The organism is Actinospica sp., from assembly GCF_035552695.1.
GTDB lineage: Bacteria > Actinomycetota > Actinomycetes > Streptomycetales > Catenulisporaceae > Actinospica.
Window position 1 is genome coordinate 26,295 of the sequence record NZ_DASZKT010000094.1, and the last position, 25,493, is coordinate 51,787.

Annotated in this window: 24 protein-coding genes; 6 read left to right on the forward strand and 18 right to left on the reverse strand. The window is 69.9% G+C overall.

Annotated elements, in window-relative coordinates; all coding sequences use genetic code 11:
- Positions 1-4: 4 nt before the first annotated feature.
- Complete coding sequence (gene galE, locus VG296_RS12315; RefSeq protein WP_325565804.1) at positions 5-991, reverse strand: UDP-glucose 4-epimerase GalE; 987 nt, start codon at positions 989-991, stop codon at positions 5-7.
- A 109-nt stretch (positions 992-1,100) separates the two neighbouring features.
- Positions 1,101-2,789: a DUF5941 domain-containing protein gene (locus VG296_RS12320; protein ID WP_325565805.1), complete on the reverse strand. Its 1,689-nt coding sequence runs from the start codon at positions 2,787-2,789 to the stop codon at positions 1,101-1,103.
- A 124-nt stretch (positions 2,790-2,913) separates the two neighbouring features.
- On the opposite strand from VG296_RS12320, the gene VG296_RS12325 reads away from it, so the two are divergent.
- A complete protein-coding gene (locus VG296_RS12325; protein WP_325565806.1) occupies positions 2,914-5,790 on the forward strand; it encodes a bifunctional glycosyltransferase/CDP-glycerol:glycerophosphate glycerophosphotransferase in 2,877 nt (958 codons plus the stop codon).
- A complete protein-coding gene (locus tag VG296_RS12330) occupies positions 5,787-6,956 on the forward strand; it encodes a glycosyltransferase (protein WP_325565807.1) in 1,170 nt (389 codons plus the stop codon). The genes VG296_RS12325 and VG296_RS12330 overlap by 4 nt, the downstream gene beginning before the upstream one ends.
- 51 nt (positions 6,957-7,007) lie before the next feature.
- Here VG296_RS12330 and VG296_RS12335 read toward each other — a convergent pair whose 3' ends face one another.
- Positions 7,008-8,027, reverse strand: a complete 1,020-nt coding sequence (locus VG296_RS12335) for a hypothetical protein (protein ID WP_325565808.1) — start codon at positions 8,025-8,027, stop codon at positions 7,008-7,010.
- Positions 8,028-8,126: 99 nt separating this feature from the next.
- Positions 8,127-8,546: a nitroreductase family deazaflavin-dependent oxidoreductase gene (locus VG296_RS12340; RefSeq protein ID WP_325565809.1), complete on the reverse strand. Its 420-nt coding sequence runs from the start codon at positions 8,544-8,546 to the stop codon at positions 8,127-8,129.
- A gap of 221 nt (positions 8,547-8,767) precedes the next feature.
- Between VG296_RS12340 and VG296_RS12345 the strand changes: the two genes are divergently transcribed.
- On the forward strand, positions 8,768-9,274 hold the full coding sequence (locus VG296_RS12345) for a MarR family winged helix-turn-helix transcriptional regulator (protein WP_325565810.1): 507 nt from the start codon (positions 8,768-8,770) through the stop codon (positions 9,272-9,274).
- A gap of 20 nt (positions 9,275-9,294) precedes the next feature.
- Here the strand turns inward: VG296_RS12345 and VG296_RS12350 are convergent, their stop codons facing one another.
- Entirely contained in the window at positions 9,295-9,741 is a 447-nt protein-coding gene (locus VG296_RS12350) for a DUF1772 domain-containing protein (protein WP_325565811.1), read from the reverse strand.
- 90 nt (positions 9,742-9,831) lie between these two features.
- Here VG296_RS12350 and VG296_RS12355 point away from each other — a divergent pair, with 90 nt between their 5' ends.
- On the forward strand, positions 9,832-10,410 hold the full coding sequence (locus VG296_RS12355; RefSeq protein WP_325565812.1) for a TetR/AcrR family transcriptional regulator: 579 nt from the start codon (positions 9,832-9,834) through the stop codon (positions 10,408-10,410).
- Positions 10,411-10,418: 8 nt separating this feature from the next.
- Here the strand turns inward: VG296_RS12355 and VG296_RS12360 are convergent, their stop codons facing one another.
- The 13 genes from VG296_RS12360 to VG296_RS12420 all read right to left on the reverse strand — a co-directional run bounded on the left by VG296_RS12360 (position 10,419) and on the right by VG296_RS12420 (position 22,342).
- Entirely contained in the window at positions 10,419-11,891 is a 1,473-nt protein-coding gene (locus VG296_RS12360) for a HAMP domain-containing sensor histidine kinase (protein WP_325565813.1), read from the reverse strand.
- Between the two features lie 13 nt (positions 11,892-11,904).
- Complete coding sequence (locus VG296_RS12365) at positions 11,905-12,606, reverse strand: response regulator transcription factor (RefSeq protein ID WP_325565814.1); 702 nt, start codon at positions 12,604-12,606, stop codon at positions 11,905-11,907.
- 129 nt (positions 12,607-12,735) lie between these two features.
- Positions 12,736-13,338 carry a hypothetical protein gene (locus VG296_RS12370; RefSeq protein WP_325565815.1) on the reverse strand — a complete coding sequence of 201 codons (603 nt, stop codon included), beginning with the start codon at positions 13,336-13,338 and terminating at the stop codon, positions 12,736-12,738.
- 4 nt (positions 13,339-13,342) lie between these two features.
- The gene (locus VG296_RS12375) at positions 13,343-13,963 is read right to left on the reverse strand and encodes a hypothetical protein (protein WP_325565816.1); all 621 of its coding nucleotides are present in this window, start codon (positions 13,961-13,963) and stop codon (positions 13,343-13,345) included.
- Positions 13,964-13,982: 19 nt separating this feature from the next.
- Entirely contained in the window at positions 13,983-15,212 is a 1,230-nt protein-coding gene (locus VG296_RS12380) for an ABC transporter permease (protein WP_325565817.1), read from the reverse strand.
- 3 nt (positions 15,213-15,215) lie between these two features.
- Entirely contained in the window at positions 15,216-16,016 is an 801-nt protein-coding gene (locus VG296_RS12385) for an ABC transporter ATP-binding protein (protein WP_325565818.1), read from the reverse strand.
- Positions 16,013-17,584, reverse strand: coding sequence for an efflux RND transporter periplasmic adaptor subunit (locus VG296_RS12390; RefSeq protein WP_325565819.1), 1,572 nt, complete (start codon positions 17,582-17,584; stop codon positions 16,013-16,015). Before VG296_RS12390 ends, VG296_RS12385 begins: the two co-directional genes overlap by 4 nt.
- Positions 17,585-17,710: 126 nt before the next feature.
- Positions 17,711-19,039, reverse strand: coding sequence for a hypothetical protein (locus VG296_RS12395; RefSeq protein WP_325565820.1), 1,329 nt, complete (start codon positions 19,037-19,039; stop codon positions 17,711-17,713).
- Positions 19,040-19,083: 44 nt separating this feature from the next.
- Entirely contained in the window at positions 19,084-20,184 is a 1,101-nt protein-coding gene (locus VG296_RS12400) for a PLP-dependent cysteine synthase family protein (protein ID WP_325565821.1), read from the reverse strand.
- A 26-nt stretch (positions 20,185-20,210) separates the two neighbouring features.
- Positions 20,211-20,534 carry a hypothetical protein gene (locus VG296_RS12405; protein WP_325565822.1) on the reverse strand — a complete coding sequence of 108 codons (324 nt, stop codon included), beginning with the start codon at positions 20,532-20,534 and terminating at the stop codon, positions 20,211-20,213.
- The gene (locus VG296_RS12410) at positions 20,531-21,097 is read right to left on the reverse strand and encodes a hypothetical protein (RefSeq protein ID WP_325565823.1); all 567 of its coding nucleotides are present in this window, start codon (positions 21,095-21,097) and stop codon (positions 20,531-20,533) included. Before VG296_RS12410 ends, VG296_RS12405 begins: the two co-directional genes overlap by 4 nt.
- A complete protein-coding gene (locus VG296_RS12415) occupies positions 21,094-21,513 on the reverse strand; it encodes a hypothetical protein (protein WP_325565824.1) in 420 nt (139 codons plus the stop codon). The genes VG296_RS12410 and VG296_RS12415 overlap by 4 nt, the downstream gene beginning before the upstream one ends.
- Positions 21,514-21,607: 94 nt before the next feature.
- Complete coding sequence (locus VG296_RS12420) at positions 21,608-22,342, reverse strand: hypothetical protein (RefSeq protein WP_325565825.1); 735 nt, start codon at positions 22,340-22,342, stop codon at positions 21,608-21,610.
- Positions 22,343-22,496: 154 nt separating this feature from the next.
- On the opposite strand from VG296_RS12420, the gene VG296_RS12425 reads away from it, so the two are divergent.
- Together VG296_RS12425 and VG296_RS12430 are read left to right on the forward strand one after the other, a co-directional pair.
- Positions 22,497-24,809, forward strand: coding sequence for an FdhF/YdeP family oxidoreductase (locus tag VG296_RS12425; RefSeq protein WP_325565826.1), 2,313 nt, complete (start codon positions 22,497-22,499; stop codon positions 24,807-24,809).
- A 31-nt stretch (positions 24,810-24,840) separates the two neighbouring features.
- The gene (locus tag VG296_RS12430; protein ID WP_325565827.1) at positions 24,841-25,488 is read left to right on the forward strand and encodes a TetR family transcriptional regulator; all 648 of its coding nucleotides are present in this window, start codon (positions 24,841-24,843) and stop codon (positions 25,486-25,488) included.
- Positions 25,489-25,493 lie beyond the last annotated feature (5 nt).

Here is a 25,493-nt window from a genome sequence, read left to right on the forward strand (position 1 = left end):
CTTGTTACCGATCGTGCTGGAAGCGCCAGCCCGCCCAGGCCGAGACGATCATGTCACGAAGATCGCGGCTCGCGGACCAGCCGATCTCCCGCCGCGCCAGCTCGGCCGAGGCGACCAGCTTGACCGGGTCGCCGGGGCGGCGCGGCACGACCACCGGCGGCAGATCGATGCCGGTGTGCTCGAGGATCGTGGAGATGACCTCCTTGACCGAGGCGCCGGTGCCGGTGCCCAGGTTGAGCGTGAGCGAGGTCTTCGGGTCGCGCTCGAGCCGGAGCGCGGCGGCGACGTGCGCCTCGGCCAGGTCGGCGACGTGGATGTAGTCGCGGATGCAGGTGCCGTCCGGGGAGGCGTAGTCCTCGCCGAAGATCAGCGGATTCCGGCCGGCCTCCAGCTTGGTGAAGACCATCGGGATCAGGTTGAGCGCCACCGGGTCGCCGAGCTCCTTCGCGCCGGCCCCGGCGACGTTGAAGTAGCGCAGGTTGGCGAAGGCGAACTCCTCGCCCGCCAGGCGCCGCATCCGCGCCACGTCCTTGATCAGCCATTCGCCGACGAGCTTGGTCTCGCCGTACGGGGAGGCCGGGGTGCACGGCGTCTCCTCGGTGACCAGCTCGACGTCCACCTCGCCGTAGACCGCGGCGGAGGAGGAGAAGACGAACTTGTCGACCCCGGCCTCGACGGCCACGTCGAGCAGCGTGCGCAGGCCCTCCAGGTTCTCCTCGAAGTACCAGGTGGGGCGCTCGACCGACTCGCCGACCTGCTTCTTCGCCGCGACGTGGATCACGCCGCCGACCTGGTGCCCGGCGATCGCGCGGGCGACGGCGGCCCGGTCGTGCACCTTGGCGATCTCGGCGGGCACGCCGTCCGGGATCCGGTCCTTCGCGCCGGTGGACAGGTCGTCGAGCACGACGACCCCCTCGCCGGCCGCGAGCAGCGCCCGGGTCACGTGCGATCCGATGTACCCGGCACCGCCGGTAACAAGCCACGTCGTCATACCTTGACCCTACCTTCGCTCAGAGGCCAGATCCCGCTCCTTCCTCAGATTCTAACAAAATCCAACATGAACGCGCGATACCGATCAGATTCTGTTACTCAGGCGGCACTTACTCGGGCAGCACCGGGGCCGCGGGCTGGGTCCAGAAGTGCACCGAATCGGCGAGCGCGAGGGCGGCCAGGTACCCGGCGAGCAGCCAGATCGCCGCGCTCAGCGCGTAACCGCTGCCGATCGCCGTACCCAGCACCACGATCAGCACCGAGCGGCCGAGGTTGCCGCCGAGTGCGACGGACAGCCAGTGCGGAGGCTGCGCGGCATTGGCGCGGATCCGGTAGACGACGTCGTAGTGGTGGTAGATCACTGCCGCGAGAAGGACGAAGGTGGCGGCGCCGAGCAGCGCGTCGTTGACGATCAGGCCGAGCGCGACGACGTACGCGACGAGCTGGATCGTGGGCGGCGTTATCCAGCCGAGCTTGGCGGTGAGCGGCTCGCGCGCGGCGGCCTTGATCGCGAGCGGAAGGTCGCACATGGCACGCAGCGCGTCGACGGCCTCCTCGGTGCGGATTCCGTTGCCCGCCAAGGAACGCCGCACACGGCCCACGGTCGTGTAGGCGGCGGCCAGCACACCCCAGATCAGCAGAACACTGAAGATGACGCGCGGGTTGGTGAGCGCGGCGAGGATCGCGATCAGGGCCCAGCGTTCGCCGATCGGCAGCACGACGACCTTGCGTGCCCAGTAGCCGAGGCTGCGCTGCGGAGCCTCGGCCGAGGTGACCGGGCTTTCGGGCGCCGGCTGGCCGCGCAGCGACTCGTGGTAGGCGAAGTCGATGTGGTGACGCAGCGTCTGAAGCACCATCGCGGCAGCCGCCAGCAGCCAGACGCCGTGGTCGTGACTGCCGCCGCGCACGGCACCGAGCGCGAGACCCGCGTACACCGCGTACTCCTTGGCCCGGTCGAACGTGGCGTCGAGCCAGGAGCCGATGCGCGAGAACTGGAGCGAGTAGCGGGCGAGCTGGCCGTCGGTGCAATCCAGCGCGAAAGAGAAGTAGAGGGCGAAGGCGGTACAGACATAACCCGCGCGAGTTCCGGTGGCGGCGGCCGCGGCGCCCGCCAAGGCGATCAGCAGCGAGAGCGTGGTGACGAAGTTCGGGGTCCAGCCGTGCCGGGCGGCCCAGCGGGCGAGGAAACGCGTCCAGGTCGAGACGCAGTACGTGGTGAACAGGCCGTCGTCGCCCTTGACCGCGCGGCGCAGCCGGATCGCCTCGTCGTCCACGGCCGCGATCTCGGCGTACACGTCCTTGCGCGCGGCGAGCGGCTCGGCGACCAGCCGCGCGACCAGGCCGGGCGGCAGCGCGGTCTCGTGCACGTCCACGCCCTGGGTCCGCAGCCGCTCGGCGAATTCGTCGGCGAGCAGCAGCCTCGGGGCGGTCAGCCGGGCCGCGGGCGAGCTGCCGTCCACCCGGTGCCCGGTCAGGTCCGGCATCGCGCGCAGTTCGGCGGCCAGCAACTCGCGTGCCGCGCCGGTGACGACCAGCACACCGGGCGCGTGCGCGGCCACCCACCTGGGGTCGAGCAGCGCGAGCCGGAGCGCGTGGGTGTGCGCCGCCAGCCTCGGGTCGACCAGCGCGATCTTGCCGGAGTGCGAGGAGCTGGCCACGGCGCGAGCGGTGGCGGCCGGGCCGTCGGCGGTGATCACGGTGACGTCGAGCCCGCTGAGGACCGCGCGCAGATGGCTGTCTCCGTCCACGGGCTGCGGGCCGCTCAGGATGGCGGTGACGTGGGTTGCGGCGGTGCGCACTGTGCTTGACTCCTAGGCCGGTTCGATCCGTGTGGGTGCGGTGGGATCCGGTGGCCAACCGTAGTCCGACACCCGATCCGATACCATCCCTAAAACGCCGGACCGGCTGGTTAGCGAGGAAGTCTTGCCGCAGCAGAACGAGCCCGTGACGCCGGACTTAACAGTCGTCGTCATCGGGTACAACGATGCCGCGCGGCTGCCCGGGGCGGTGCGCTCGGTGCTCAACCAGACGCTGCACAACCTCGAGGTCGTCGTCGTGGACGACCATTCCTCGGATGACACCCCCCAGGTCGCCGCGAGGCTGGCCGCCGAGGACCCGCGGGTGCGCTTCGTGCGCCTGGAGGAGAACAGCGGGGGCTGCTCGAAGCCGCGCAACACCGGCATCGAGCACGCGCACGGCCGGTACGTGATGTTCCTCGATTCGGACGACACCCTGGACCGGCACGCGGGCCTGAACATGCTGCAGGCGGCCGAGGAGTACGACGCGGACCTGGTCTCCGGCCTGTGCATCCGGCGGCACCTCAACCGGTCCGGCCTGGTCGAGGACGTGCCGTGGTGGCCGGAGATGTACACCGAGCGGCGGGTGCTGGAATCGGCGGCGGACATGCCGGACCTGCTGCGCGACACCCTCTCGACGAACAAGTGCTACCGGCTCGAGTTCCTGCGCGAGCACGCGATCCGCTTCCCGGAGGGCTTCCACTGGGAGGACCTGCTCTTCTCGGCGACGGCGTATTTGCACGCGCGGAAGATCGTGCTGATCCCGAACCCGGTGTACTACTGGGAGGTCATGGTCCGCGTCGCGGCCAAGTCGATCTCGAATCAGCGCTCGAACATCAGCAACGTGCGAGACCGGATCGGCATCCACCGCAAGGTGGACGCGGTGCTGGACGGCTTCCCCGACGAGCACGGCCGGGAGGCGATCCGGCTGGCCAAGGCGGTCAAGTTCATCGAGCACGACCTCGTGCTCTACCTGCGCGAACTGCCGTACCAGACCGACGAGTACATCGCCGAGTGCCGGCGGCTGTTCCGCGACTACCTGCGGACGCTGCCGCTGGCGGCCGTGTTCGCGCGCTGCGACCACCGGGTCGCGGTCGCGGGCGCCTACCTGCTGCTCAAGGAGGACTGGCCGGCGATCGTCACGATCGCGGAGAACCTGCTCGACCGGACGCGGGTGAGCACGGACCTGGTCGAGCGGGACGGCCGGATCTACTGGTGCGACAACGGATACCTGGACGACGAGCTCGGCCGCATCGCGCTGGACGTGACAGAGGCCGGATACCACCAGCTGTCGCTGCCCGAGTCGAACCTCGCGACGCGGCTGACCGGGCTCGAAGTCGTTTCCGTCGGCCGGAAGTCGGGCAGGATCCGCATCTCCGGCGAGACCGTGAACCCGCTCGGCAAGGTCCCGTCCGATGTCCCGCTGAGCGCCCAGCTGGAGTTCCGGCCCGGCCAGCGCGCGCTGCGGCAGTACCGGGTGAAGGTGACCGAGATCCGCCACGAGGGCAGCCGGATCCGCTGGTCCGGCGAGGTGGACGTGACGAAGACGGTGCGGCCGGTCGGCGTCGTGGACCAGATGTTCGAGGTCAGATTCCGTCTCAAGGCCGGCGACCTCGGCACCATGGCCACGCGCGTCACCGCGATCGAACTGCCCGAGGCCGCGGCGTCTCTGGAATTGCCCGCGCGGCCGCTGCTCACCAGGGCGGTCGGCGACCGGTGGGTCGTCCGCATCAACCACCGCGGCGTCGTGACACTGCAGATCGCCTCGCGCAACCCGATCGCGAAGCGGGTCAACGCGTCGTTCGAGCGCAACGCCACCGGCACCGGCGGTGGCAGGATGCTGCGACTCGTGCAGAAGGCGACCCGGACTGCGCAGAAGGCCAACGATCCGCGGCTCAAGCGCAAGGGCTACGCGCTGCTGTGCAGGCTCCCTGCCAAGCGCGGGTCAGTGGTCTTCGAATCCCACCTGGGCCTGTCGTACAGCGACAGTCCCAAGTACATCTACGAAGCACTGCGCAGGCACGGCCACTCGGGCCGCGTGACCTGGTCGTACACCGAGAACACCAACGGCTTCCCCAAGGACGCGCACCTGGTGATGCGCAACTCGTGGGGATACCTGCGCGCACTCGCCCGCGCCGAGTTCTGGGTGGACAACCAGGGCTTCCCGCAGTGGATGGCGAAGCCCGGGCGGACCACGTACATCCAGACCTGGCACGGCACGGCGCTCAAGACGATGGGCGTGAACACCCCGCAGGTCAAGGCGATGCTGACCGGTCAGCGGAAGGCGCTGTCTCGCGCCGTGAACCGGTTCGACCACTTTCTCGTGCGCGGCGAGTGGGATATTCGAACCCTGGTCGAGGCCTTCGAGATGCGCGCCGAGCCGCTGCGCTTCGGCTATCCGCGCAACGACCTGCTGCTGTCCCCCGAGCGCGGCGAGCTCTCCGCGTCGTTGCGGGCCCGCTTCGGCTTCCCCGCCGACAAGACGGTGCTGCTCTACGCCCCGACGTTCCGCAGCACCTCCGGTCCGTTCAGGCCGGACTTCTCCTTCGAGGACTTCGCGCGCGAGTTCGGCGAAACGCACCTGCTGCTCGTCCGCGCGCACTACCTGAACACGGTCTCCGTCCCCGAAGCGGCCCGCGGCGCCGTCCAAGACGTCTCCAAATACCCCGATGTCACAGAGCTCTTCCTCGCCTCGGACGCGCTGATCACCGACTTCTCCTCGGTGATGTTCGACTTCTCGCTGCTGGACCGGCCGATGGCCTTCTTCGCGCCGGACAAGGCGGGATACACGCGGGATCGCGGTACGTACTTCGACCTCGAGGCCGAGGCCCCCGGCCCGTACACCACCGATCAGGAGTCCTTCTTCAAGGCGTTGCACGCCCTGACGCCGGATTCGCACCACGCCGAGCGCCGCGCGTTCGCCCGACGCTTCGGCGAATACGAGCACGGCGACGCCGCGGAACGCGTCTACCAGCGCTTCTTCGCGAAGGGCGGCCAGAAGTGACCGTCACCGTCTCCCGCGACGTCGTCATCGTCTGCAACAACATCGACGAGGCGGGCGGCGCTCAGCGCTGGGCCCGCTCGATGGGCGATCTGCTGAGCGCCGAGGGCCATCGCGTGCTGCTCGTGGGCGTCGCCGGCGTCTCGAGTCCGCACGACTACACGGCCGACCACGACGGCCCGCTGCCGTATCGCACGGCCCTGCTCCACGACAAGCCCGTCCACGCGGCACCGAGGCCTTCCATCGACGCACGCCTGCGCCACCCGAAGGCCGGTCTCAAACACCGCTCTTACCTGCGTCTCCAGCAGAGCGGTGCCGATCGCCTCAGTACCCTTCTCGCGCCCCTCGACCCGGCCAGCTCCGTCATCATCTGCGTCCAGGTCTTCGCGATGGAATGGATCACGAAGGCGGACACGCGCGGCATCCCGGTCATCGGGATGAGCCACGAGTCGTACGCCGCGTCGATGGCGTCGAGTCGTGGCACGCGGGTGAAGAAGCTGTACGCGAATCTGCCGCGTTTTGTGGCCCTGACCGATCAGGACGCTCGTGACTGGACGACCAAGGGCGGCATGAACAACGCCGCCGTCATGCCCAACCCCCTGCCGTTCCCCGCAACCGGCGGCGCCGATCCTGAGACGCACGTCTGCGTCGCGCTGGGCCGTCTCTCCCAGGAGAAAGGCTTCGACCTGCTCCTCGAAGCCTGGTCGTACGTCGTGAAGGCCCGGCCCGGCACCGACTGGCGCCTCAAGATCTACGGCGACGGCCCCGACCGCGCTGCCCTGGAAGCCCAAGCCGCCGAACTCGAAATCGCCTCGTCCGTCTCCTTCGAGGGCCCCACGAGTCAGGTCCCTGAGGCGCTCCGCTCCGGCTCGATCTTCGTCAGCACCTCGCGCGCCGAGGGCTTCCCGATGACGCTGCTCGAAGCACTCGCGTGCGGCCTGCCCTGCGTCGCGTTCGACTGCGCCCCGGGCGTACGCGAGATCCTGCGCGACGGCACCCTCGTCTCCCTCGGCAACACCGAGGCGTTCGCGGACCAACTCGGCAAGCTGATCGACGACGGCGCCCTCCGCGGCACACTCGCCAAGGCCGCCCCGGAATCCGTCGCCCGCTACAGCCCCGACGCCATCGCAGAACGCTGGGAACGCCTCTTCGCCCTCGTCCACCGCTGACGGGGGTTCGGTCGCCAGGTCGTGCTAGCGCGGTTCAGGGCTCAGCGCGGTTCAGCGGCCGTACCACTTGAGCACTCGCAGAGCACGCAGCGTATTCCACCGACTCGGCTTCCCCTCGCCCTCGTCCATCGCGAAGTGAAGCCCTTCGTCGTGCGGATTCTCCAGCGGCCAAAGCCCGTCCGCGCCGCGCTTGGCTTCGGCCAACTCGATCGCCGCCGCCAGCCGCTCATCCGGAGCGGCGCCCGCCGCGCGCAGGTAGTCGAGGCCGCGGAGCACGTCGTAATGCCAGAACGTCGGGTAAGAGAACTGATCCCAGGTCGCGGCCGCCTCCGTCTTGCGGTCCTGCTCGATCACCTGGCCCGTCGACAGTCTCCGCATCAACCGCCGCTCGACCAGATACTCCTGTCCGCGCAGCCGAGCGGCCGTCACGTCCGCCGAGTCCGGAGCATCCGGGCCGCCCGGAGCCCTCCCCACGGCCCGCTCGTATTCCAGCAGCCCTTCGAGCACGTTGATCGTGGTGTGGAACGACCCGCGCGTAGACCCGTTCTCCTGCTCGCAGTTCCACCCGCCGTCGCTCATCTGCTCGCTCAGCAGCCGCTGCACGACCGGAGCCACCTCCTCGCCGAAGTACGCGCCGATCGCCACGGTCCTGCCGTTGATGCAGGGCTCAGTCTCCCCGTCGAAGTACGGCTCGCCGTCGTGCTCCCACTGCACCCGGTCACGCACCAGCCCGACTGCCCGCCGGGCGGCCGGATCGTCCGCGGGCAGCCCGAAGTCCCGCAGCAGCGCCAAGCTCGTCGTCGTCGAGGTCCCCTGCGGAAAGAGCGTCCCCTGCCGCGCCGCCCCGAGCGAATGCCACCACTCGGCGGCACGCGGCGAGTCGAACTCGGGCGTCTGCGTCGTCCACTGCCCACTTGGCAGCTGCAACCCCAGTAGCCGCGCGCCCCAGCCCTCACCCGCGACGCGCCCCCGCTCCGCCTCGATCTCGTCCGCCGACGCATCCGTGATGTCCCGCATCGCCTGCCACCGGATCGCCGGGTCGCCGTCCAGCAGCCATCCAACCGCGTCCATCGGCCCCTACCTCCTCGGAGGAATCACGAACTCCCGTCGTCCCACAGTCTTACCCGAAGCCGCCGACAACGCAGCCGGACGTCGCGCGGACCGCATGGGTCAGACCCGGCTGAGCGCGACGACGGGGATGAGCCGCGTCGTCTTGGCCTGATACTCGGCGAAGTTGGGCATGAGCTCGGACTGTGCCGCGTAGAGGCGGTCGCGCTCCTCGCCCTCGAGTTCGGTCACCCGCACGTCGAAGGACTCGGTGCCGACCTCGATGTGCGCGGCCGGCGACGCGACCAGGTTGAGGTACCAGTCCGGGTGCTTGTCGGCGCCGCCCTTGGAGGCGAACACCAGGTAGCGGTCGCCGTCGGCGTAGTAGGCGAGCGGGTTGAGGAACTGCTTGCCGCTGCGCCGGCCCTTGGTGTAGAGCAACAGGATCGGCGCGTCCGCGAACTGGCCGACGAGCCTACCGCCGTTGGCGCGGAACTCCTCGATGACCTTCTTGTTCCACGCGTTGAATTCGTCGTCGTTCATGTCTTGTCCCTCGATTGACGTACTCGTCGGCCGATTGCAGTTACCTGGCCGAACAAGTAACTTGCGAGAAGCCATCCGCGCATAGGCGATTGTGACCCAGCTAACATCGTCCTGACCTGTGGTATCTAACTGAGCTCGGAACGGCCTGGTCGACGTGTTCAGTATGCTGTTCGGACAGGCACCTGCCTGGTAGCAGCGGCAGGTAGTGGAGGAGGCGCGCGATGCACGACGACCATCAGAGCGGCTCCGAGTACCCCGTCCCGGACTACGGCTGCCGACTCGACCCGACCGTGGAGCCGAGCACGGTCAGCGAGGCGCTGTTCCGGGCGGCGCGGCTCCACCACGTGCTCATCGGGAAACTGCTGCGCGCGGCCGGCCTGCACCCCGGCCAGGAGGCGATCATGATGCGGCTGTGGGCGGACGGCCCGCAGCAACCCGCCGCCCTGATACGGCTGCTCGGCTCGGACGCGGCGACCATGACACGGTCTGTGCAGCGCCTCGAACGCGCGGGATTCGTCCGCCGCAAGCCGTCCCCGACCGACCGCCGCGCGATCATCATCGAACCGACCCAGGCGAGCCAGGCGCTGCGCGCCCAGGTCGAGGCGATCTGGCCACGCCTCGAAGAACTCTGCACGAGCGGTTTCGCCGACGACGAGCGCACGCAAGCCAGGGCGCTTCTCGCAAAGATCGAACAGGGTCTGGCGCGGGCAGCCGAGGAAGAGGCCTAGGGCGCGTACCGGCCGCGGGCTCAGGCAAGGGCGGTGGCCAGCAAGGCGAAGGCGGCGATGATGACGACGACGCGGACGTAGTGGTAGCGGTCCCAGCGGCTGGACTGCTCCTTCCAGTCGGCGGGCCGGTTCTCGGGGGTCCACGTCTTGCTTTGGTTGTTGATCGGCACGAGCAGCAGGACCGACATGAGCACGCTGACGATCAGCAGCACGGCGGCGATGACGACGAGGCCGGCGCCGTGGTGGTGCCATCCGGTGATGGCCCAGACCGCGCTGAGGATGAGCGAGCCGATGTACCAGAATGGCATCACGGCGCCGAGCATCCGGCCTCCGTGGGCGCGGGCGAGTTGGCCGCTGTCGTCGGGGAGTGCGTTGAAGATCCGGTTCATGACGAAGGCGACGGAGAACTCCACGCCCACCATCAGGCCGACTTCCACGGTGGTGAAGACCTCGAGTGCGGTGAGCATGATGACCCTCCTGGGATCTAGCGTCGCTAGCTGATGAGGCAACGCTAGTACTACTGCCGCTCGCTTGTCTAGCGGTGCTAGAATCGAATCATGTCGGTACAGGAACGCAAGGAGCGCGAACGGACGGACCGCGAGCGCCTGATCGTGGCCACAGCCCGCGAACTCGCCGAGCAGCAGGGCTGGGACGCGGTCACCACCCGCCGGCTCGCCGAGCACATCGAGTACAGCCAGCCCGTCCTCTACAGCCACTTCCGCGGCAAGCGCGAGATCATCGGCGCCGTCGCCCTCGAGGGTGCCGCCGACATGGCCGCGGCGGTGCGGGCCGCGACCTCCGCCGCGCACGGCCCGCGCGCCCGGGTCACCGCCCTCGCCCGCACCTACCTCGACTTCGCCGCGCGCAACCCGGCGGTCTACGACGCCATGTTCCGGCTCGACGGCGGCCTGGCGTTCGCGCAGGAGGACACCCCGGAGCCGCTGAAGGACGCCTTCGCCGCACTGCTGGAGAGCCTGGGCGAGGTCGCCGGGGACGGCGTCCACCCGGGGCTGTTCACCGAGGTGTTCTGGGCGGCCCTGCACGGGCTGGCCACCCTGACCCGAGCGGGACGACTCCCGCCGGAGTACGCCGAGCAGAGGGTGGAACTGCTGGTCGACCGGCTCGCCGTGGTCTGACGCACTGGCTACTCCGCCGCCGGGATCTCCAGGGTGAGCAGCGCTCCGGGGCCGGGCTGGGCGTTGCGGGCGGTGACCTTGCCGCCGTGCGACTCGGCGACCTGGGCGACGATCGCCAGGCCAAGGCCGGAGCCGGGGCGGTCGCGCATCTCGGCGGAGCGGTAGAAGCGGTTGAAGACGTGCGAGAGGTCTTCCTCGGGGATGCCGGGGCCGTGGTCGCGGACCGTGAGCACGCCGCGGATGTCGAGATTCACCTCGACGAGGCCCACGCCTCCGGAGAACTTGGCGGCGTTGTTGACCAGGTTGCCGACGGCGCGTTCGAGGCGGTCGGGCACGCCGTGCACGGTGCAGGGCTCTGTCGTGACGCGGAAGTCGGCCTCGGGCCAGTGCAGGCTGGCGCGGTCGACGACGCGCTTGATCAGTTCGTCCCAGCGGACCTGGGTCACGACGGCTTCGGGTTCCTCGCCTCGGGCCAGCTCCATGGTGTCGGCGACGAGGCCGGTGAGTTCGTCGATGCCGGTGAGCAGGGAGTCTATGACGCGCTTGCGGTCGACGTCGTCGAGGCGGTCGAACTTGTCGAGGACCTCGGCGTTCATCCGCAGGGATGTCAGCGGCGTGCGAAGCTCGTGCGAGGCGTCGGCGACCAGCTGCCGCTGTTTCTTCGCGGCGTCCTGGACGGCGGCGAGCATCGCGTTGAAGCTGACGGCGAGCCTGCCCAGCTCATCCTTGTGCGAACGCCTGCCGAGGTCGATACGGTGTGCCAGTTCCCTGGGTTCCTTGGCGATGCGCTCGGCCGCGTCGGTCAGCTGCGCCACCGGGCGCAGGGCGGTGCGGGTCACCCACCAGCCGAGGGCCACCGCGAGGACGATGCCGGCGAGCCCGCCGAGGCCGAGCTCGATCTCGAGCTGCTTGAGCTCGGTGTCGATGCCGGACAACGGAAGCGCGACCATCACCGCTTCCTTGGTGCCGTTTATGTGCATCGTGTACACGCGCGCGGCGCCGCCGTTGAGCTGTATGGTCCGGAAGCCGTCCGGGGACAGGCCGGCGGCGACCTTCAGGTCGTCGGAGATGAGCGGGATCGTGCTGACGTTGCCCGAGTTCATCACGGTCGGGGACTGCGCCGGGACGGTCTTGCCGTTCGAGGAGACGAACTGCGAGATGCCGACCGCGTCACCGAAGCGGTGGCCGTAGGCGATGGCGTACGCGCGCTCGGCGGCGGGGCTGTTGCCGCCGCTCTTGCCCTTGGTCGAGCCGGGCTTGGGCTTGTTCAGCTGGTACTTGGTCATCACGGAGAGGCCGGAGGCCTGCCTGGCCAGCTGCGCGTCCATATTGGCGAGCAGTTCCCGGCGCACGGCGACATAGCCGAAGACCACGCACGCGCCGATGCCCACCGATACCGCGATCGTCGCCGCGATGATCATGCGGGTGCGGAGCTTGCGCTTGCCCCAGCGCCACTCGCCTTGCCTCAGCCGGACCGTCACCGGTTTCCTCACGTCACGCGGGGGTCCGTACCGTGTAACCCACGCCTCGCACAGTGTGAATCATACGCGGTGAGGCACCCGGCTCGGTCTTGCGGCGGAGCACGGAGATGAAGACCTCCATCGAGTTCGAGCCGGGGACGCCGTCGTAACCCCACACCCGGTCGCGGATCAGCTCGCGGGTCACGACGCGGCCGGCGTTGCGCAGCAACAGTTCCAGCAGATCGAACTCGATCTTCGTCAGGTCCTCGGTGTGGCCGGCCCGGCGCAGCTGGCGGGCGCCGAGGTCGAGCACCAGGTCGCCGCAGCTGAGCAGGCCGGGCTCGAGCGGCGGCTCGACGACGGCGCGGCGCAGCAGGGCATTGATCCGGGCGACGAGCTCGGCCAGCGCGAAGGGCTTGACCAGGTAGTCGTCGGCGCCGGCGTTCAGGCCGAGCACCCGGTCCTGCACGGCGTCGCGCGCGGTGAGCATGAGGACCGGGGTCCGGTCGTTGGCGGCGCGCAGCGCCCTGGCCACGCCGAGTCCGTCCAGGCCGGGCATCGCCACGTCCAGCACGATGAGGTCGGGCGGGCTCTGGCTGACGGAGTTCAGCGCCTGCTGGCCGTCCGCCGCCAGGCAGATCCCATAGCCCTCGAGCTTGAGTGCGCGGCCCAGGGCCTCGCGCACCTCGCTGTCGTCCTCGACGATCAGCACCTGCGCCGTATCCGTTCCAATCACCTCACCAGAATGGACGAACCGCCCAAAAAACGGCTGAGAAGAGTGTCACGGCTTGGCCTCGACGCGGGCACCCGGGGCGGGTGAGCAGCCCCGGTGAGGCTGCTCACCTGCGAGTATGACCGGCCGCCGTCAGCTTGTCGAGGTCACGCTCGGGCTCGCCGACGCGGTCGGGATCAGCGGCGCGCACACCTTGAGGGCGGCCGCGACCTTCGGGTCGGCGGGGTTGAGGCCGCCCAGGTAGCGCGCGTCGCCGGTCGGCCGGGCCGTGGGCGCCGCGGTCGGCCGCGTGGTCGGCACGGCCTCGCCCTGCTGGGTCATGCAGTTGCGGAAGGCGGTCAGCCGGGTGCTGCCGGCGCCGAAGCCGCCCCCGGCGGAGCCCGCGGCACCGGTCGGCCGGAGCGAGGAGCAGGCCTGCATGGCCGCGGACGTCGTCGGGTTGGCCGAGGCGAACCCGCCGTAGCCGCCCCCGCCCGCGCCGCCGCCCGCGCCGGGGGTGAATCCGGAGCCGGCCGGACGGCTGCGCCGGCCGCCGAACGCGGCGCCGCTCGGCAGCTTCACGCCGTGCTGGCTGAGGCAGGAGACGTAGGCGGAGTACGCGGCGTTGCTCGCACTCGAGGTCCCGGCGGCGGCCGTGCCGCCGGATCCGGAGCCGGACGAGCAGCCCGCGATCAGCCCGACCGCGGCGATGCCCGCGGCGGCCGAGACCAGAGTGCTGACATAGATGCGTTTCATTGCTTCAGTTCCCCGCGGTGATTGAGGTGGCGGTGACGGTGCCTCCGGTGCCCTGAGTGCCGGAGATCGTGACGGTCTGACCGGGCTTGAGCTGGCTCAGGCTGCTGGTCGAGGAGACCTTGACCGAGGTGCTGCCCGAGGTCGTGACCGTGTAGACGGTGCCGTTGCTCGCGGTGATGTACAGCGTGTTGCCGGACACGACGGTGATCGATCCGCTGATCGAGCTGCCGCCGGTGCCGAATCCGCCGGTGCCGGTGCCCGTACCGCCGCCGAACCCGCCGCGGCCCGCACCGCCGCCGCGCGCCGCGGCGAACGAGGAGGCGATCGAGCTCGCCTGGCCGCCGCCCGAACTCGAGCCCAGGTGCTTCTGCACCAGCACCCCGCCGACGAAGCCGGCGCCGAGCAGGACGCCGACGGCCAGCGCGAGCGTGACCCTGGGCAGCTTCACCCGGGCCGGACGGGTGGCGAGTTCCGCGGCGAGGTCGTCGGCGCGCGGCGGGATGGACAGCAGCTCCTCGGCGCTGAGCTCCGCCGCCGGATCCCCGTCGGCGTCCGCGACGACGCGCGTGATCTCGGTGGTCTCCGCGCCCTCGGAGGACTCCGGGATCTCAGTGTCCTGTGACATTGTGCCTCCTGACGTGGTCTCACTCATGGCGCAGCGCCTCGATCGGGTGCAGCTTGGCCGCGCGGTTGGCCGGCAGCGAGCCGAAGACCAGGCCGATCACCGCGGAGACCCCGAAAGCCAGCGCGATCGAGGACGGGACCAGCACCGGTTTGATGCCGTCGATGGTGAAGCGGGAGCCCGCGACGCCCACCACCACGCCGAGGGCCCCGCCGATCACGGATAAGAACACCGCCTCGATCAGGAACTGGCCGAGGATCGCCCCCTTCGGCGCGCCGAGCGCCTTGCGGATGCCGATCTCCCGGGTTCGCTCGGTGACCGTGACCAGCATGATGTTGGTGACGCCGATTCCGCCGACCAGCAGGGAGATCGCGGCGACCGCGGCCAGCAGCACGGTGAAGGTCTGCGTCGTGCTCTGCGCCGTGGACAGCAGCGAGGCCTCGTTGGTGACGGTGAACTGCTCGGTGCCGGTGGTCTCGTTGAGGTAGGCCAGCAGCAGGTTCGTGACCTCGGCCTGCGCCGCGTTGGTCGCGTTCGCGTTCGTGGCCTGCACGGCGATCTCGCTGAGCGAGCCGAAGCCGGTGAGGCTGTCCTGCACGGTGCTCAGCGGGGCGACGGCGACGTCGTCCGGGTCGTTGAACGTGCTGCCGCCGCCCTTGCTCGCCAGCACGCCGACCACGGTGTAGGGCACGTTGTTCATCTGGATCGTCTGGCCGATCGGGTTGATCGAGCCGAACAGGTCGGTCACGACGGTCTGCCCGATCACCACGACCTTGTTGGCGTGGTTGACGTCGTCCGTCGTGAACGAAGCACCCTGCGACACGACGTCGTTGGAGATCGGCAGGTAGGCCGGATACGAGCCGACCACCTGGGAGATCGTGGTCGAGGCGCCCTGGAAGGTGGCGGTGACCGAGGTCGAGGCGACCGGGGCCACGACGGAGACGTCTGGGTCCTGATCCGAGCCGGCCAGGTCCTGCGCGATCGCCGGGGTCAGGTTCGCCGTCGAGCTCTGCGTGCCGCCCCTGGTCGAGGCGGCCCGGCCGACCGCGCTGCTCTGGTGCGTGATCAGCAGCAGATTGGAGCCGAGGCTGTCGATGCGCGCCTGCACCGCCTCGCCGGAGCCCTGGCCGACGGCGATCAGCAGAATCACCGCGCCGACGCCGATGAGGATGCCCAGGGTGGTCAGCCCGGAGCGCAGCTTGTTCGCCCGCAGCCCGCGCAGCGCGAACCGGAAGACCTCGATGATACGCATGCCTCAGCCCCCTGCGACGGTGCGCGGAGTGGCGCGCGGCGTATGGTCGCGTTCCGCGGCGCCCAGCTTCGGCGGCAGGCCGTCGGCCGGGCTGAGCCGGTGGTCCTCGACGATCCGGCCGTCCACCAGCCGGACGAATCGCTTGGCGTGCTCGGCGATGTCCTCCTCGTGGGTGATCACCACGATCGTGCGGCCCACCGCGTTGAGCCGGTCGAACAGGCCCATCACCTCGTAGCTGGAATGCGTGTCCAGGTTGCCGGTCGGCTCGTCGGCGAGCACCAGCGAGGGCGCGTTCACCAGCGCCCGGGCCACGGCGACGCGCTGCTGCTGGCCGCCGGAGAGCTGGTTCGGCAGGTGGTCGACCCGATCCGACAGGCCCACGAGTTCCAGGGCCGCGAGCGCGCGCCGTCTCCGCTCGAGCCTGCGCACGCCGCCGTAGACCAGCGGGAGCTCCACGTTCTCGAAGGCCGAGGTGCGCGGCAGCAGGTTGAAGGACTGGAAGACGAAACCGATCTTCCGGTTGCGCACCACCGAGAGCTGCGCCTCGTCGAGGCTGCCGATGTCGATGCCGTCGAGCCGGTAGCCGCCGGCGCTGGGCACGTCCAGGCAGCCGATGATGTTCATCATGGTCGACTTGCCGGAGCCGGAGGCGCCCATGATGGCCACGTAGTCGCCGTGCGGGACATCGAGATCCACGCCGCGCAGCGCGTGCACGGCGGCGTCGCCCTCACCGTAGATCTTCTTCAGGCCACTGATGTGGACGGCGCTGGCGCGGACGGCCGCGGCTCCGTTCCCGGTGCTCATCCGCGGCTGCCCGTGCCGGTGGTCACGCCGCCGGTCCCGGTGCCCAGGCCGCCGCCGAGGCCGCCGCCCGCGCCGCCGATCCCGCCGAAACCGCGGCCGGTCGTGCTCGACCCCGAAGTCCCGGTGCCGATCGTCTCGAGCACCGTCTCGCCCTGACTCAGGCCACTGGTGATCTGCGTGTCGACGGTGCCGACGACGCCGGTGGTCACCTTGGTCGGCACGTCCTTGCCGTTCTGCACCACGGTCACGTACGAGCTGCCGCCGGTCGTGGTGATCGCGGCGCTCGGCACGTACAGCGTGTTGGTCGCCTCGCCGGTGGTGATCACGATCGACGCGGACTGGCCGGGGCGCACGCCGCTCGGCGGGTTGCCGACCAGGTCGAGGGTCACGGCGTACTCGACGACGTTCGACACGACCGTGGACGTCGGCGAGATCGACGCGACGGTCGCGCCGACCGGCGTGTTCGCCAGCGCGTTGAGCGTGATCGTCGCGTCCTGGCCGGTCTTGATCGAGTCGATGTCGGTCTCGGAGACGTTCGCGGTGATCTGCAGCTGGTTCACGTCCGCCATCGTGATGAACGTGTTGGCGCTGGATCCAGAGGACGAGGTCGAGCTCGAACTCGACGACGTGCCGGTGGAGGACGAGGTCGAACCGGTGCCGGAACCCGAACCGCCGGAGCCCGTACCGGCGGACGATCCGGAACCCGAGCCGGTGGAGGACCCGGACGAACTCGAACCGCCGGACGAGCCGCTGGCCCCCGTCGTGCTCGAGCCGGCGCTGACCTCGGTGCCGATCTGGCCCGCGATGGTCAGGACCGTGCCGCTGGACGGCGCGGTGATCGTCGTGCCCGCGACCTCTTCCTGTGCGGTGTTGACCGCGGCCTGGGCCTGGGTGACCGCCTCCTGGTCCTGCGCGATCGTGCCCGGAGAGACGCTGTTGTTCAGCGCCTGCGTGTCCTTGGCGGTCTGCAGCGAGTCCTCGGCGGTGGTCAGCGAGTTCTGGTCCTGGGTGAGCTGCGCGGCGGTGGAGCAACTGGTGGACGACGTCGTGCTCTTCGACGAGGTCGAGGTCGAGCACGTGGGCAGCGCCTGCGCGGTGTTCAGGTTGTCCTGGGCCGTGGTGACGGCGTTCTCGTCGGAGGCCAGCTGGTCGTTGTCCACGGCCTGCTGCTGCGCGCTCGGGCCGTTCTGCGCCTTGGACAGGTTGTCCTGAGCGACCGTCAGCTGCTGCTGGGCCTCGGTGAGCGCGAGGTTCGCGTCGGTCGGGTCGATGGTGGCGAGCACCTGGCCCGCGGTGACCTGCTGGCCGACAGAGACCTTGACCGCGGTGACCTTGCCCGAGGCGCCGAAGGCGAGCGAGGACTGGGCGGCGATGGCCAGATTGCCGGACGCGGAGACCTGAGCGAGCACCGTGCCGCGCGTGACGGTGGCGTTGCGGGTGAAGGAGCCGGCCGAGGCGGAGGCGTTCCCGCCCACCTCGATATACGCTGCGGCCGCGGCTCCGACCAGGACGACCGCGAGTCCCCCGTTCAGCGCCAGCCGACGGCGCGAGGTCCTAAACGACTTCATGAAGCGGAGTGTCGGGACGCCGGCTGAAAATTAGATGAAGCTCACTATGCTCTTAGCATCTATTCAGACAACTGTTACGGCTCTAAGACTTTGCGCCCGATCCGTCTGAGAAAACAATGAGAAAGGTTATCGATATTCACGAAGCCGCGGCGCGGACCCGAGCAGGATCAGGGCGATCGTCGCCGCCATCCAGAGCCAGGGCAGCCACAGCCAGCTGACCAGACCGTTCTCGCCGTGCGCGGTGCTGACGGCGAAGGCCTGCTGCTCGACGCCGATCACCTGCGCGAGGTCCGCGTCGTACGTCGCGTACGCGGCGTCGGACGTGGCCGTCTTGTAGGCCACGGCCTCGCTGATCTGCGCGTCGAGTGACGTGCTGCCGCCGTTGATCAGTGAACGCAGATGCGTGTCGTCCGCGGTGTACGTGCTGAACTCCGTCGCGACGTTTCCCGATGGTTGCGTCGACATCACGCTCTGGTCGTCGGACGTGAACTTCTGCTGCTCGGCCGCCGGCGTGGATGTCGGCTGCGCGGACGGGTTTCCGGCGTCCAGCAGCCAGCGGCTCTCCGAGGCGTTCATGTCGGCGGTCGTGGCGCGGGTGTTCCAGAGCGTGACGACGGAGGTGGGGCCGTTCAGATTCAGCGCGTCGTACGAGGATTTCGCCGCGCCGAGGGCGGAGAAGAGCAGGACGCCGAAGATCAGCGTGGTGATCGTGGTCAGGGCCAGCAGCGGATTGACCATGCGCCGGAAGACGCGGCTGAGCCTGCGTTGCACGAGCACGAGCGTGACGACGATGAAGGCGATCAGCAGGGCGCATCCCAGTTGGAGGTGCCAGATGGTCGCGGAGCCGTCGTCACTCGGCCGGGACTCGGCCTCCTGCTCGCCGATGAACAGCTGTTCCGCCTGCGCCTGGGCTCCGGTGCCGTCCGTGTTCAGCAGAGCCGAGGCGTGGTCGTAGGCCTGCAGGGCCGCGGACGGCGGCTGGCCGGACTTCTGGCCGTGCGCCTGATCGGCGATGTACATCGCGAAGGAGACGTACTGCGTGTACTGACTCAGTCCGGTCTCGATCGCGAGGTAGGTCGCCGGGCCGTTCGGAACCTGCTCGATGCCGGAGCCGACGAGTTCCAACTGCTTGTCCGCGTCCGCCTGATCGCTCTCGAACCTCTGATAGGCGCCGGACCGGGTCTCGCTGAGGCCGGCCGCGTCGCCGACCAGCAGGATGTCGGCGGCCTGGCCGTCCATCGAGGCGAGATCGAAGGAGAGCCGGGACGCCGCCACGACCTGCGGCTCGGCCTGCGTGCCGACGACCCCGATGTTGTCGCGCAGCCCGCCGATGCTGGTCGTCAGCAGCAGCCCGCAGGCGAGCACGCCGAGGATCGGCAGGGCGATCCACAGCAGCAGCCGGCCCGGCGTACTCGTCCTCGGGCCCCTCGGCCGCGCCCCGTCGTTCCCCACCACGCTGTCACGATAGCGGCTTGGCATCTCGTGGGCCTCGGGAATGATCAGGCGTGGAACTCGCCGGTGGCCAGGAAGTGCCGGATCGCCGCGTCGTACGGCGCGGTGTCCAGGCCGCGCTCGGCGAGCCAGCCGTCGTCGTAGTACGTGTGCTGATACCGCTCGCCGCCGTCGCAGAGCAGGCTCACGACCGAACCGCGTTCGCCCGCGGCGACCAGCTCGGCGACGATCTGGAACACGCCCCACAGGTTCGTGCCGGTCGAGCCGCCGGCGCGGTGGCCGGTGTGCGCGGCCAGCCAGCGGGCCGCGGCGATCGAGGCGGCGTCCGGGACCTGGATCATCCGGTCCACGATCGCGGGCATGAACGAGGGCTCCACGCGCGGGCGGCCGATGCCCTCGATCCGCGAGCCGGTGCCGGTGGTGTACTCGGGATCGCCCTGCGCCCAGCCCTCGAAGAACGCCGAGTTCTCCGGATCGACCACGCACAGCCGCGTCTCGTGCCGCTGGTACCTGATGTAGCGGCCGATCGTCGCGCTCGTCCCGCCGGTCCCGGCGCCGACCACGATCCAGCACGGGATCGGGTGCCGTTCCCTGGCCATCTGGCCGAAGACGGACTCGGCGATGTTGTTGTTGCCCCGCCAGTCGGTCGCGCGCTCGGCGTAGGTGAACTGGTCCATGAAGTGCCCGCCGGTCTCGGCCGCGAGCCGCTTGGACTCCTCGACCACCGTCGTCGGATCCTCGACGAGGTGGCAGCGGCCGCCGTAGAACTCGATCAGCGAGATCTTCTCTTTGCTCGTGCTCGCGGGCATCACCGCGACGAACGGCAGGTCCAGCATCCGCGCGAAGTACGCCTCGGACACCGCCGTCGAGCCGGAGGAGGCCTCGATCACCGGCAGGCCTTCGCGAATCCAGCCGTTACACAACGCGTACAGAAACAGCGAGCGCGCGAGCCGGTGCTTGAGCGAGCCGGTCGGGTGGGTGGACTCGTCCTTCAGATACAGGTCCACGCCCCACTCACGCGGCAGCGGCACGCTCAGCAGGTGCGTGTCCGCGGATCGGTGCCGGTCCGCCTCCACGGTCTCGATCGCCTGGTGTATCCACCCGCGACCGGCCTGACAACCCGCGTCCGTCCGATCCCCGCGCCCCATCGCGCACGCCCCTTCAGTTCACATGTTTACTCATTGACCCACTCCGCTTGACGGTACCGCGCCAGCCAGGTGACCGCAGCGGCGAGGTAGCCGAGCAGGGCCGCGACCGAGACCGCGAGGATCGCCGCGCCCAGGCTCACGTCCACCCGGGTCGCGTCCGTCCACGCCGCGCCGCGCCGCTGGTCGCCGAGGCCGTGGTAGCCGAGCAGGAAGGGCGCCGCGATCAGCCAGGCGCCGGCCAGCCCGAGCAGGCCGAGGCCGAGCAGCGCGGCGACCGGCGCGTGCGGTCGGCGGGCGAGGACCCGGACCACGGGGATGGGCTCGGTCGGGCAGTGCGGGTCGAAGCTCACGATTGCCTTCCTTTCGCGGGTTCGGCACCGTCGACGCGCGCGGGTTCAGCACCGTTCGTCTCCCGGGCACGCAGGTCCGCGGCCAAGGCGGCGACCAGCGGCGTGAGCAGATCGCGCAGCGCGCCGCCGGGATCGGCGATCGCGGGCGCGGCCGGGGCGGCGACGGGCTGCGGCTCGGGTTCGGGCCGCGGAGGCTGGGGCCGCGGCTGCTCGGGGAGGGCCGCCGGTTCCGACGCGGCCTCGGGTACCGGCTCCTGTGCCGCTGCCGTCGGTTCCGCCGCACGCAGCCGCCGTCGCAGCGAGCCGGCGAACAGCAGCGTCGTCAGCAGGCCGATCAGCAGCACGCCGCCGCCGGTCCCAAGGTCGATCACGCTGCTGCGCGGCAGCTTGTGCGCGCCCTGCCGATAGTCGAAGGCGAAGGGCGCGAGCAGCAGCAACGCCCCTGCCACGCAGCACAGCACCGAGCCGACGAGGCCGATGAACGGACCGAGGACCGGGACCGGTTCGAGGATCACGTTGCCCGGGCAATCGGCGCAGCGTTCTTCGTAAGCGGGCTCACTCACGTCAAGGCCCCCAAGTATTCGTACGACGCGGCCCGCACCAGGGTGCTGAGCGCGGTGGGCCGCAGCACCTGGACGGCCGCCTGCCTGGCCCGCTCGGTCAGTCCGGTCCAGCCGTGCGGACCGGAGAGGTACGCGGGCGGAACCAGCCGGGAGGCCGCGCCGGCCAGCTGTGGAAAGGCGGCCGGATCGTGCTCGAGCCGCTCCGCCATCACCGCGAGCAGCACGCCGATCAGCGCGTACTCCAGATCCTGCGGCAGCGCCGCGATGACCGAGTCTGCCTCGTCCGCCGCCGCGGCGCGGGCCGGGCCGCGGTCCCGCCAGCCGAAGGTCGCCACCGCGCCCGCCGCGATCAGCGGAACCGCGGCGACCAGGGCTGCGTAGTCGCGGTGGATGAGCGACTCCATGCCGTTGCTCATGGCAGTCCATGCTGCCAGCAGCAAACCGGCATATCAGACTTCATCATCAGATCGGGTGATCGCGGACCACTCGAAGCGGTGAGAGATCGGCTCTCTACAACAGGCCGGTCACCGTGGACAGGCCGGGCACGGTCGTGGTCGACTGCCCGTCGCCGCTGCCGCCGAGCAGCGTGCCGACCAGCGGCAGGCTGCTGACCGTGCCGCTCGCCCCGGTGTCCTGCACCAGGGTGGAGACGATCGGGACCTGGCTGACGAGCTGCTGCACGACCGGCAGCACCTGCGCGACGGCCGAGGTGACCGGTGACACGGCGTCCTGGATGGCCGAGGTGACCCCCGAGCTGTCCGTGGGCGGCGCGCCGGAGCCGGTCACCTTGTGCTTGCCGGTGGACGAGCCGGAGGAGCTCGTCGGGGTCGAGGCGACGATCGGCTTGACGGCGGTCTCCGAACCGGAGGAGCCGGCCGTGCCCGACGACGGCGACGCGTGCCGGGCCGTGGTCGTGGACCTGTCGGGCTTGCTGAACCAGCTGACGGTCTCCTGCGTGCCGTGCTGGGTCGCGGCGGCGGGCAGCGGAGTGCTCGTCGACGGCAGCGGGGCCGAGGAGAGGTTCGTGATCGAGTCGGCGGCCGGAGTCAGCTCGAGGCTCACCGGCGAGGACAGGCCGGACAGCTGCGTGGTGCCGCCCTCGTCCCCGCCGGTGGCCGTGAGCACCGCGGTGGACGGGTCGAGCGCGGCGGCGATCAGGCCCACGCCCGTCAGCGACGCGCCGAACGCGAGCGCGCCGAGCGCGGCCTTGCGACCCGTGGTGCGGGGTTTGGCGTGCGTGCCCATGCGGACCAGATCCCTTCATCGAGAACGGACGAGCACGAGTGCTCTTTCGTCATCCATTGCAGGGGAGCGACACGCCGATCGAGGGATAATCGTTCACGAATCACCCAAAGGCGTGAACATGGCCAAATACCGCGCGCGCACTAGAGTCTGTGCTATGTCCAAGCCTCCCGTGGAAGATCCGGACGACCGCGACCTGCGGGTCGGTCACCCGAAGACCTGGGCGGTCGGCGCGCCGGCCGTCGCGCACGCCCTGCAGATCTCGCAGCAGCAGATGGGGGCGCGCCGTACCGCGCTGACGCTCCTGAGGGTGAACCAGAAGGACGGATTCGACTGCCCCGGCTGCGCGTGGCCGGAGGGGACGGAACGCAGCCACTTCGAGTTCTGCGAGAACGGCGCGAAGGCGGTGGCCGAGGAGGCGACCGTGCGCCGCGTGACCCCGGAGTTCTTCGCGCGCAACCCGGTGGCCGAGCTCGCCGAGAAGACGGACTACTGGCTCGGCCAGCAGGGCCGGCTCACCGACCCGGTGTACAAGGCGCCCGGCGAGGACCACTATCGGCCCGTCAGCTGGGACGAGGCCTTCCGGATCGCGGCGGACGAGCTGAAGGCGGGCACTGCGGACGAGGCGGTGTTCTACACCTCGGGCCGCACCTCGAACGAGGCGGCGTTCCTCTATCAGCTGCTGGTCCGGCGGCACGGCACGAACAACCTGCCGGACTGCTCGAACATGTGCCACGAGTCGAGCGGCTCGGCGCTGAACCAGACCCTCGGCGTCGGCAAGGGCTCGGTGTCGCTGGAAGACCTCTATCGGGCCGACCTCATTCTGGTGGTCGGTCAGAATCCGGGCACCAACCATCCGCGGATGCTGACCGCGCTGGAGCGGGCGAAGAAGGCGGGCGCGTCGATCGTCGCCGTCAACCCGCTGCCGGAGGCCGGGCTGATCCGCTTCAAGAACCCGCAGAAGGTCGGCGGGGTGCTCGGCTCGGGCACCCAGCTGTCCGACGACTTCCTGCAGATCCGGGTGAACGGCGACCTCGCGCTGTTCCGGGCGCTGAACCGGCTGCTGCTGGAGGCCGAGGACGAAGCCCCGGGCACCGTCCTGGACCGCGCGTTCATCGACGAATACACGCACGGCTTCGAGGAGTTCGCGGCGGACGTGCGCAAGACCCCCTGGGAGGAGATTCTCGAGGCCACCGGACTGACGCGCGAGCAGATATCGGCGGTGGCCGAACGGGTGCTGCGCTCGGAGCGCGTCATCGTCTGCTGGGCGATGGGTCTGACGCAGCACAAGAACTCCGTGCCGACGATCCGCGAGGTCGTCAACTTTCTGCTCTGCCGCGGCAACGTGGGCCGGCCCGGCGCGGGCGTGTGCCCGGTGCGCGGCCACTCCAACGTGCAGGGCGACCGGACCATGGGCATCTACGAGAAGCCCGCGGCGGCGTTCCTGGACGCGCTCGGCGCCGAATTCGGCTTCGAGCCCCCGCGCGAGCACGGCTACGACACGGTCGAGGCGATCCGGGCCATGCGGGACGGCAAGGTGCGCGTGTTCATGGGGCTCGGCGGCAACTTCGTGGCCGCGACCCCGGACACGGCCGTCACCGAGGCCGCGATCCGCGGCTGCAAGCTGACGATCCAGGTCTCCACGAAGCTGAACCGCTCGCACGCGGTGACCGGCGAGGCCGCGCTGATCCTGCCCTGCCTCGGCCGCACCGAGAAGGACGAGCAGGGCGGCGGCGCGCAGTTCGTCACGGTCGAGGACTCGATGTCGATGGTGCACGCCTCGCGCGGCCGGCTCGCCCCCGCATCGGCTCAGCTGCGCAGCGAGGTGGCGATCGTGGCCGGTCTCGCGCGCGAGCTGTTCGGCCCTCAGGACTCGGTCGACTGGGCGTCACTCACCGCCGAATACGACCTGATCCGAGACGGCGTATCGCGCGTCATCCCGGGATTCGCCGGGTTCAACGCCAAGGTCAGGCAGCCGGACGGCTTCCAGCTGCCGCACGGCCCGCGCGACTCGCGCACCTTCCCGACCAGCACCGGAAAGGCGAACTTCACCGTCAACGACCTCGAGGTGCTGCGCGTTCCCGCGGGTTCGCTGCTGCTGCAGACGGTCCGTTCGCACGACCAGTACAACACGACCATTTACGGTCTCGACGATCGGTATCGCGGTATCAAGCAAGGGCGGAGAGTCGTCTTCGTCAATCCGGCGGATCTGCGCGAACTGGGTCTGGCCGACGGACAGTCGGTGGATTTGATTTCCGAATGGTCCGACGGCGTGGCCAGGCGCGCCGCCGCCTTCCGGGTCGTCAGCTATGCGACGGCGAAGGGCTGCGCGGCGGCCTATTTCCCGGAGACGAACGTGCTCGTGCCATTGGATTCCACCGCCGAGACCTCGAACACCCCGACCTCCAAGTCGATCGTCGTACGCCTCGAGCCGACCCGAATGGAGCAAGTAGACAGGTCATCACATTAGCTAACTGCTCATAGGTAGATAAACTGACGGTATGACACAAGTACGTACCGTCGATGGACGGATAGCCGGCCGGCGCGGCCAGGAGACCCGGGCGCGCCTCCTCGAGTGCCTCGCCGAACTGCTGGCGGCCCGGTCCTACCGGGACGTCACCGTCATCGACGTCGCCCGTGACGCCGGCACCTCCCCCGCCACCTTCTACCAGTACTTCCCGGACATCGAGGCGGCGATCCTGGAACTCGCCTCCGACGTGGTCAAGGAGGCCGCCGAGCTCAAGGAGCTTGCCGCCGAGCGCAGCTGGGCCGGCCGGGCCGGCACCGTCTCGGCGTCCGAGCTGGTCAACGGGCTGATGGACTTCTGGCAGGAACACGACTCGATCCTGCGGGTGGTGGACCTGGCCGCGGCCGAGGGCGACAAGCGCTTCACCCGGCACCGGATGCGCGTGCTCGACGCCGTGCACAAGGCGCTGAGCACCGCGATCACCGAGCTGCAGCACAGCGGCAAGCTGGAGCGCGAGGTGCCCGCGGCGGCCACGGCGGGCGCCCTGGTGACGATGCTCGCGGCCTCCGCGGCGCACCCGAAGAGCTTCGAGTCCTGGTCGGTCAAGGACAAGGACCTGCGCAACGCGCTGATCCGGCTGGTGACCTGGGGCGTCACCGGCAAGAAGCCGACGGCGGCCTAGGTCCC

Bases quoted from the DNA above. Each gene is read 5' to 3' on its own strand.
- galE (WP_325565804.1), bottom strand. From the start codon at position 991: ATGACGACGTGGCTTGTTACCGGCGGTGCCGGGTACATCGGATCGCAC.
- VG296_RS12335 (WP_325565808.1), bottom strand. From the start codon at position 8,027: ATGGACGCGGTTGGATGGCTGCTGGACGGCGACCCGGCGATCCGGTGG.
- VG296_RS12340 (WP_325565809.1), bottom strand. From the start codon at position 8,546: ATGAACGACGACGAATTCAACGCGTGGAACAAGAAGGTCATCGAGGAG.
- VG296_RS12345 (WP_325565810.1), top strand. From the start codon at position 8,768: ATGCACGACGACCATCAGAGCGGCTCCGAGTACCCCGTCCCGGACTAC.
- VG296_RS12350 (WP_325565811.1), bottom strand. From the start codon at position 9,741: ATGCTCACCGCACTCGAGGTCTTCACCACCGTGGAAGTCGGCCTGATG.
- VG296_RS12355 (WP_325565812.1), top strand. From the start codon at position 9,832: ATGTCGGTACAGGAACGCAAGGAGCGCGAACGGACGGACCGCGAGCGC.
- VG296_RS12370 (WP_325565815.1), bottom strand. From the start codon at position 13,338: ATGAAACGCATCTATGTCAGCACTCTGGTCTCGGCCGCCGCGGGCATC.
- VG296_RS12375 (WP_325565816.1), bottom strand. From the start codon at position 13,963: ATGTCACAGGACACTGAGATCCCGGAGTCCTCCGAGGGCGCGGAGACC.
- VG296_RS12380 (WP_325565817.1), bottom strand. From the start codon at position 15,212: ATGCGTATCATCGAGGTCTTCCGGTTCGCGCTGCGCGGGCTGCGGGCG.
- VG296_RS12385 (WP_325565818.1), bottom strand. From the start codon at position 16,016: ATGAGCACCGGGAACGGAGCCGCGGCCGTCCGCGCCAGCGCCGTCCAC.
- VG296_RS12390 (WP_325565819.1), bottom strand. From the start codon at position 17,584: ATGAAGTCGTTTAGGACCTCGCGCCGTCGGCTGGCGCTGAACGGGGGA.
- VG296_RS12400 (WP_325565821.1), bottom strand. From the start codon at position 20,184: ATGGGGCGCGGGGATCGGACGGACGCGGGTTGTCAGGCCGGTCGCGGG.
- VG296_RS12415 (WP_325565824.1), bottom strand. From the start codon at position 21,513: ATGAGCAACGGCATGGAGTCGCTCATCCACCGCGACTACGCAGCCCTG.
- VG296_RS12420 (WP_325565825.1), bottom strand. From the start codon at position 22,342: ATGGGCACGCACGCCAAACCCCGCACCACGGGTCGCAAGGCCGCGCTC.
- VG296_RS12425 (WP_325565826.1), top strand. From the start codon at position 22,497: ATGTCCAAGCCTCCCGTGGAAGATCCGGACGACCGCGACCTGCGGGTC.
- VG296_RS12430 (WP_325565827.1), top strand. From the start codon at position 24,841: ATGACACAAGTACGTACCGTCGATGGACGGATAGCCGGCCGGCGCGGC.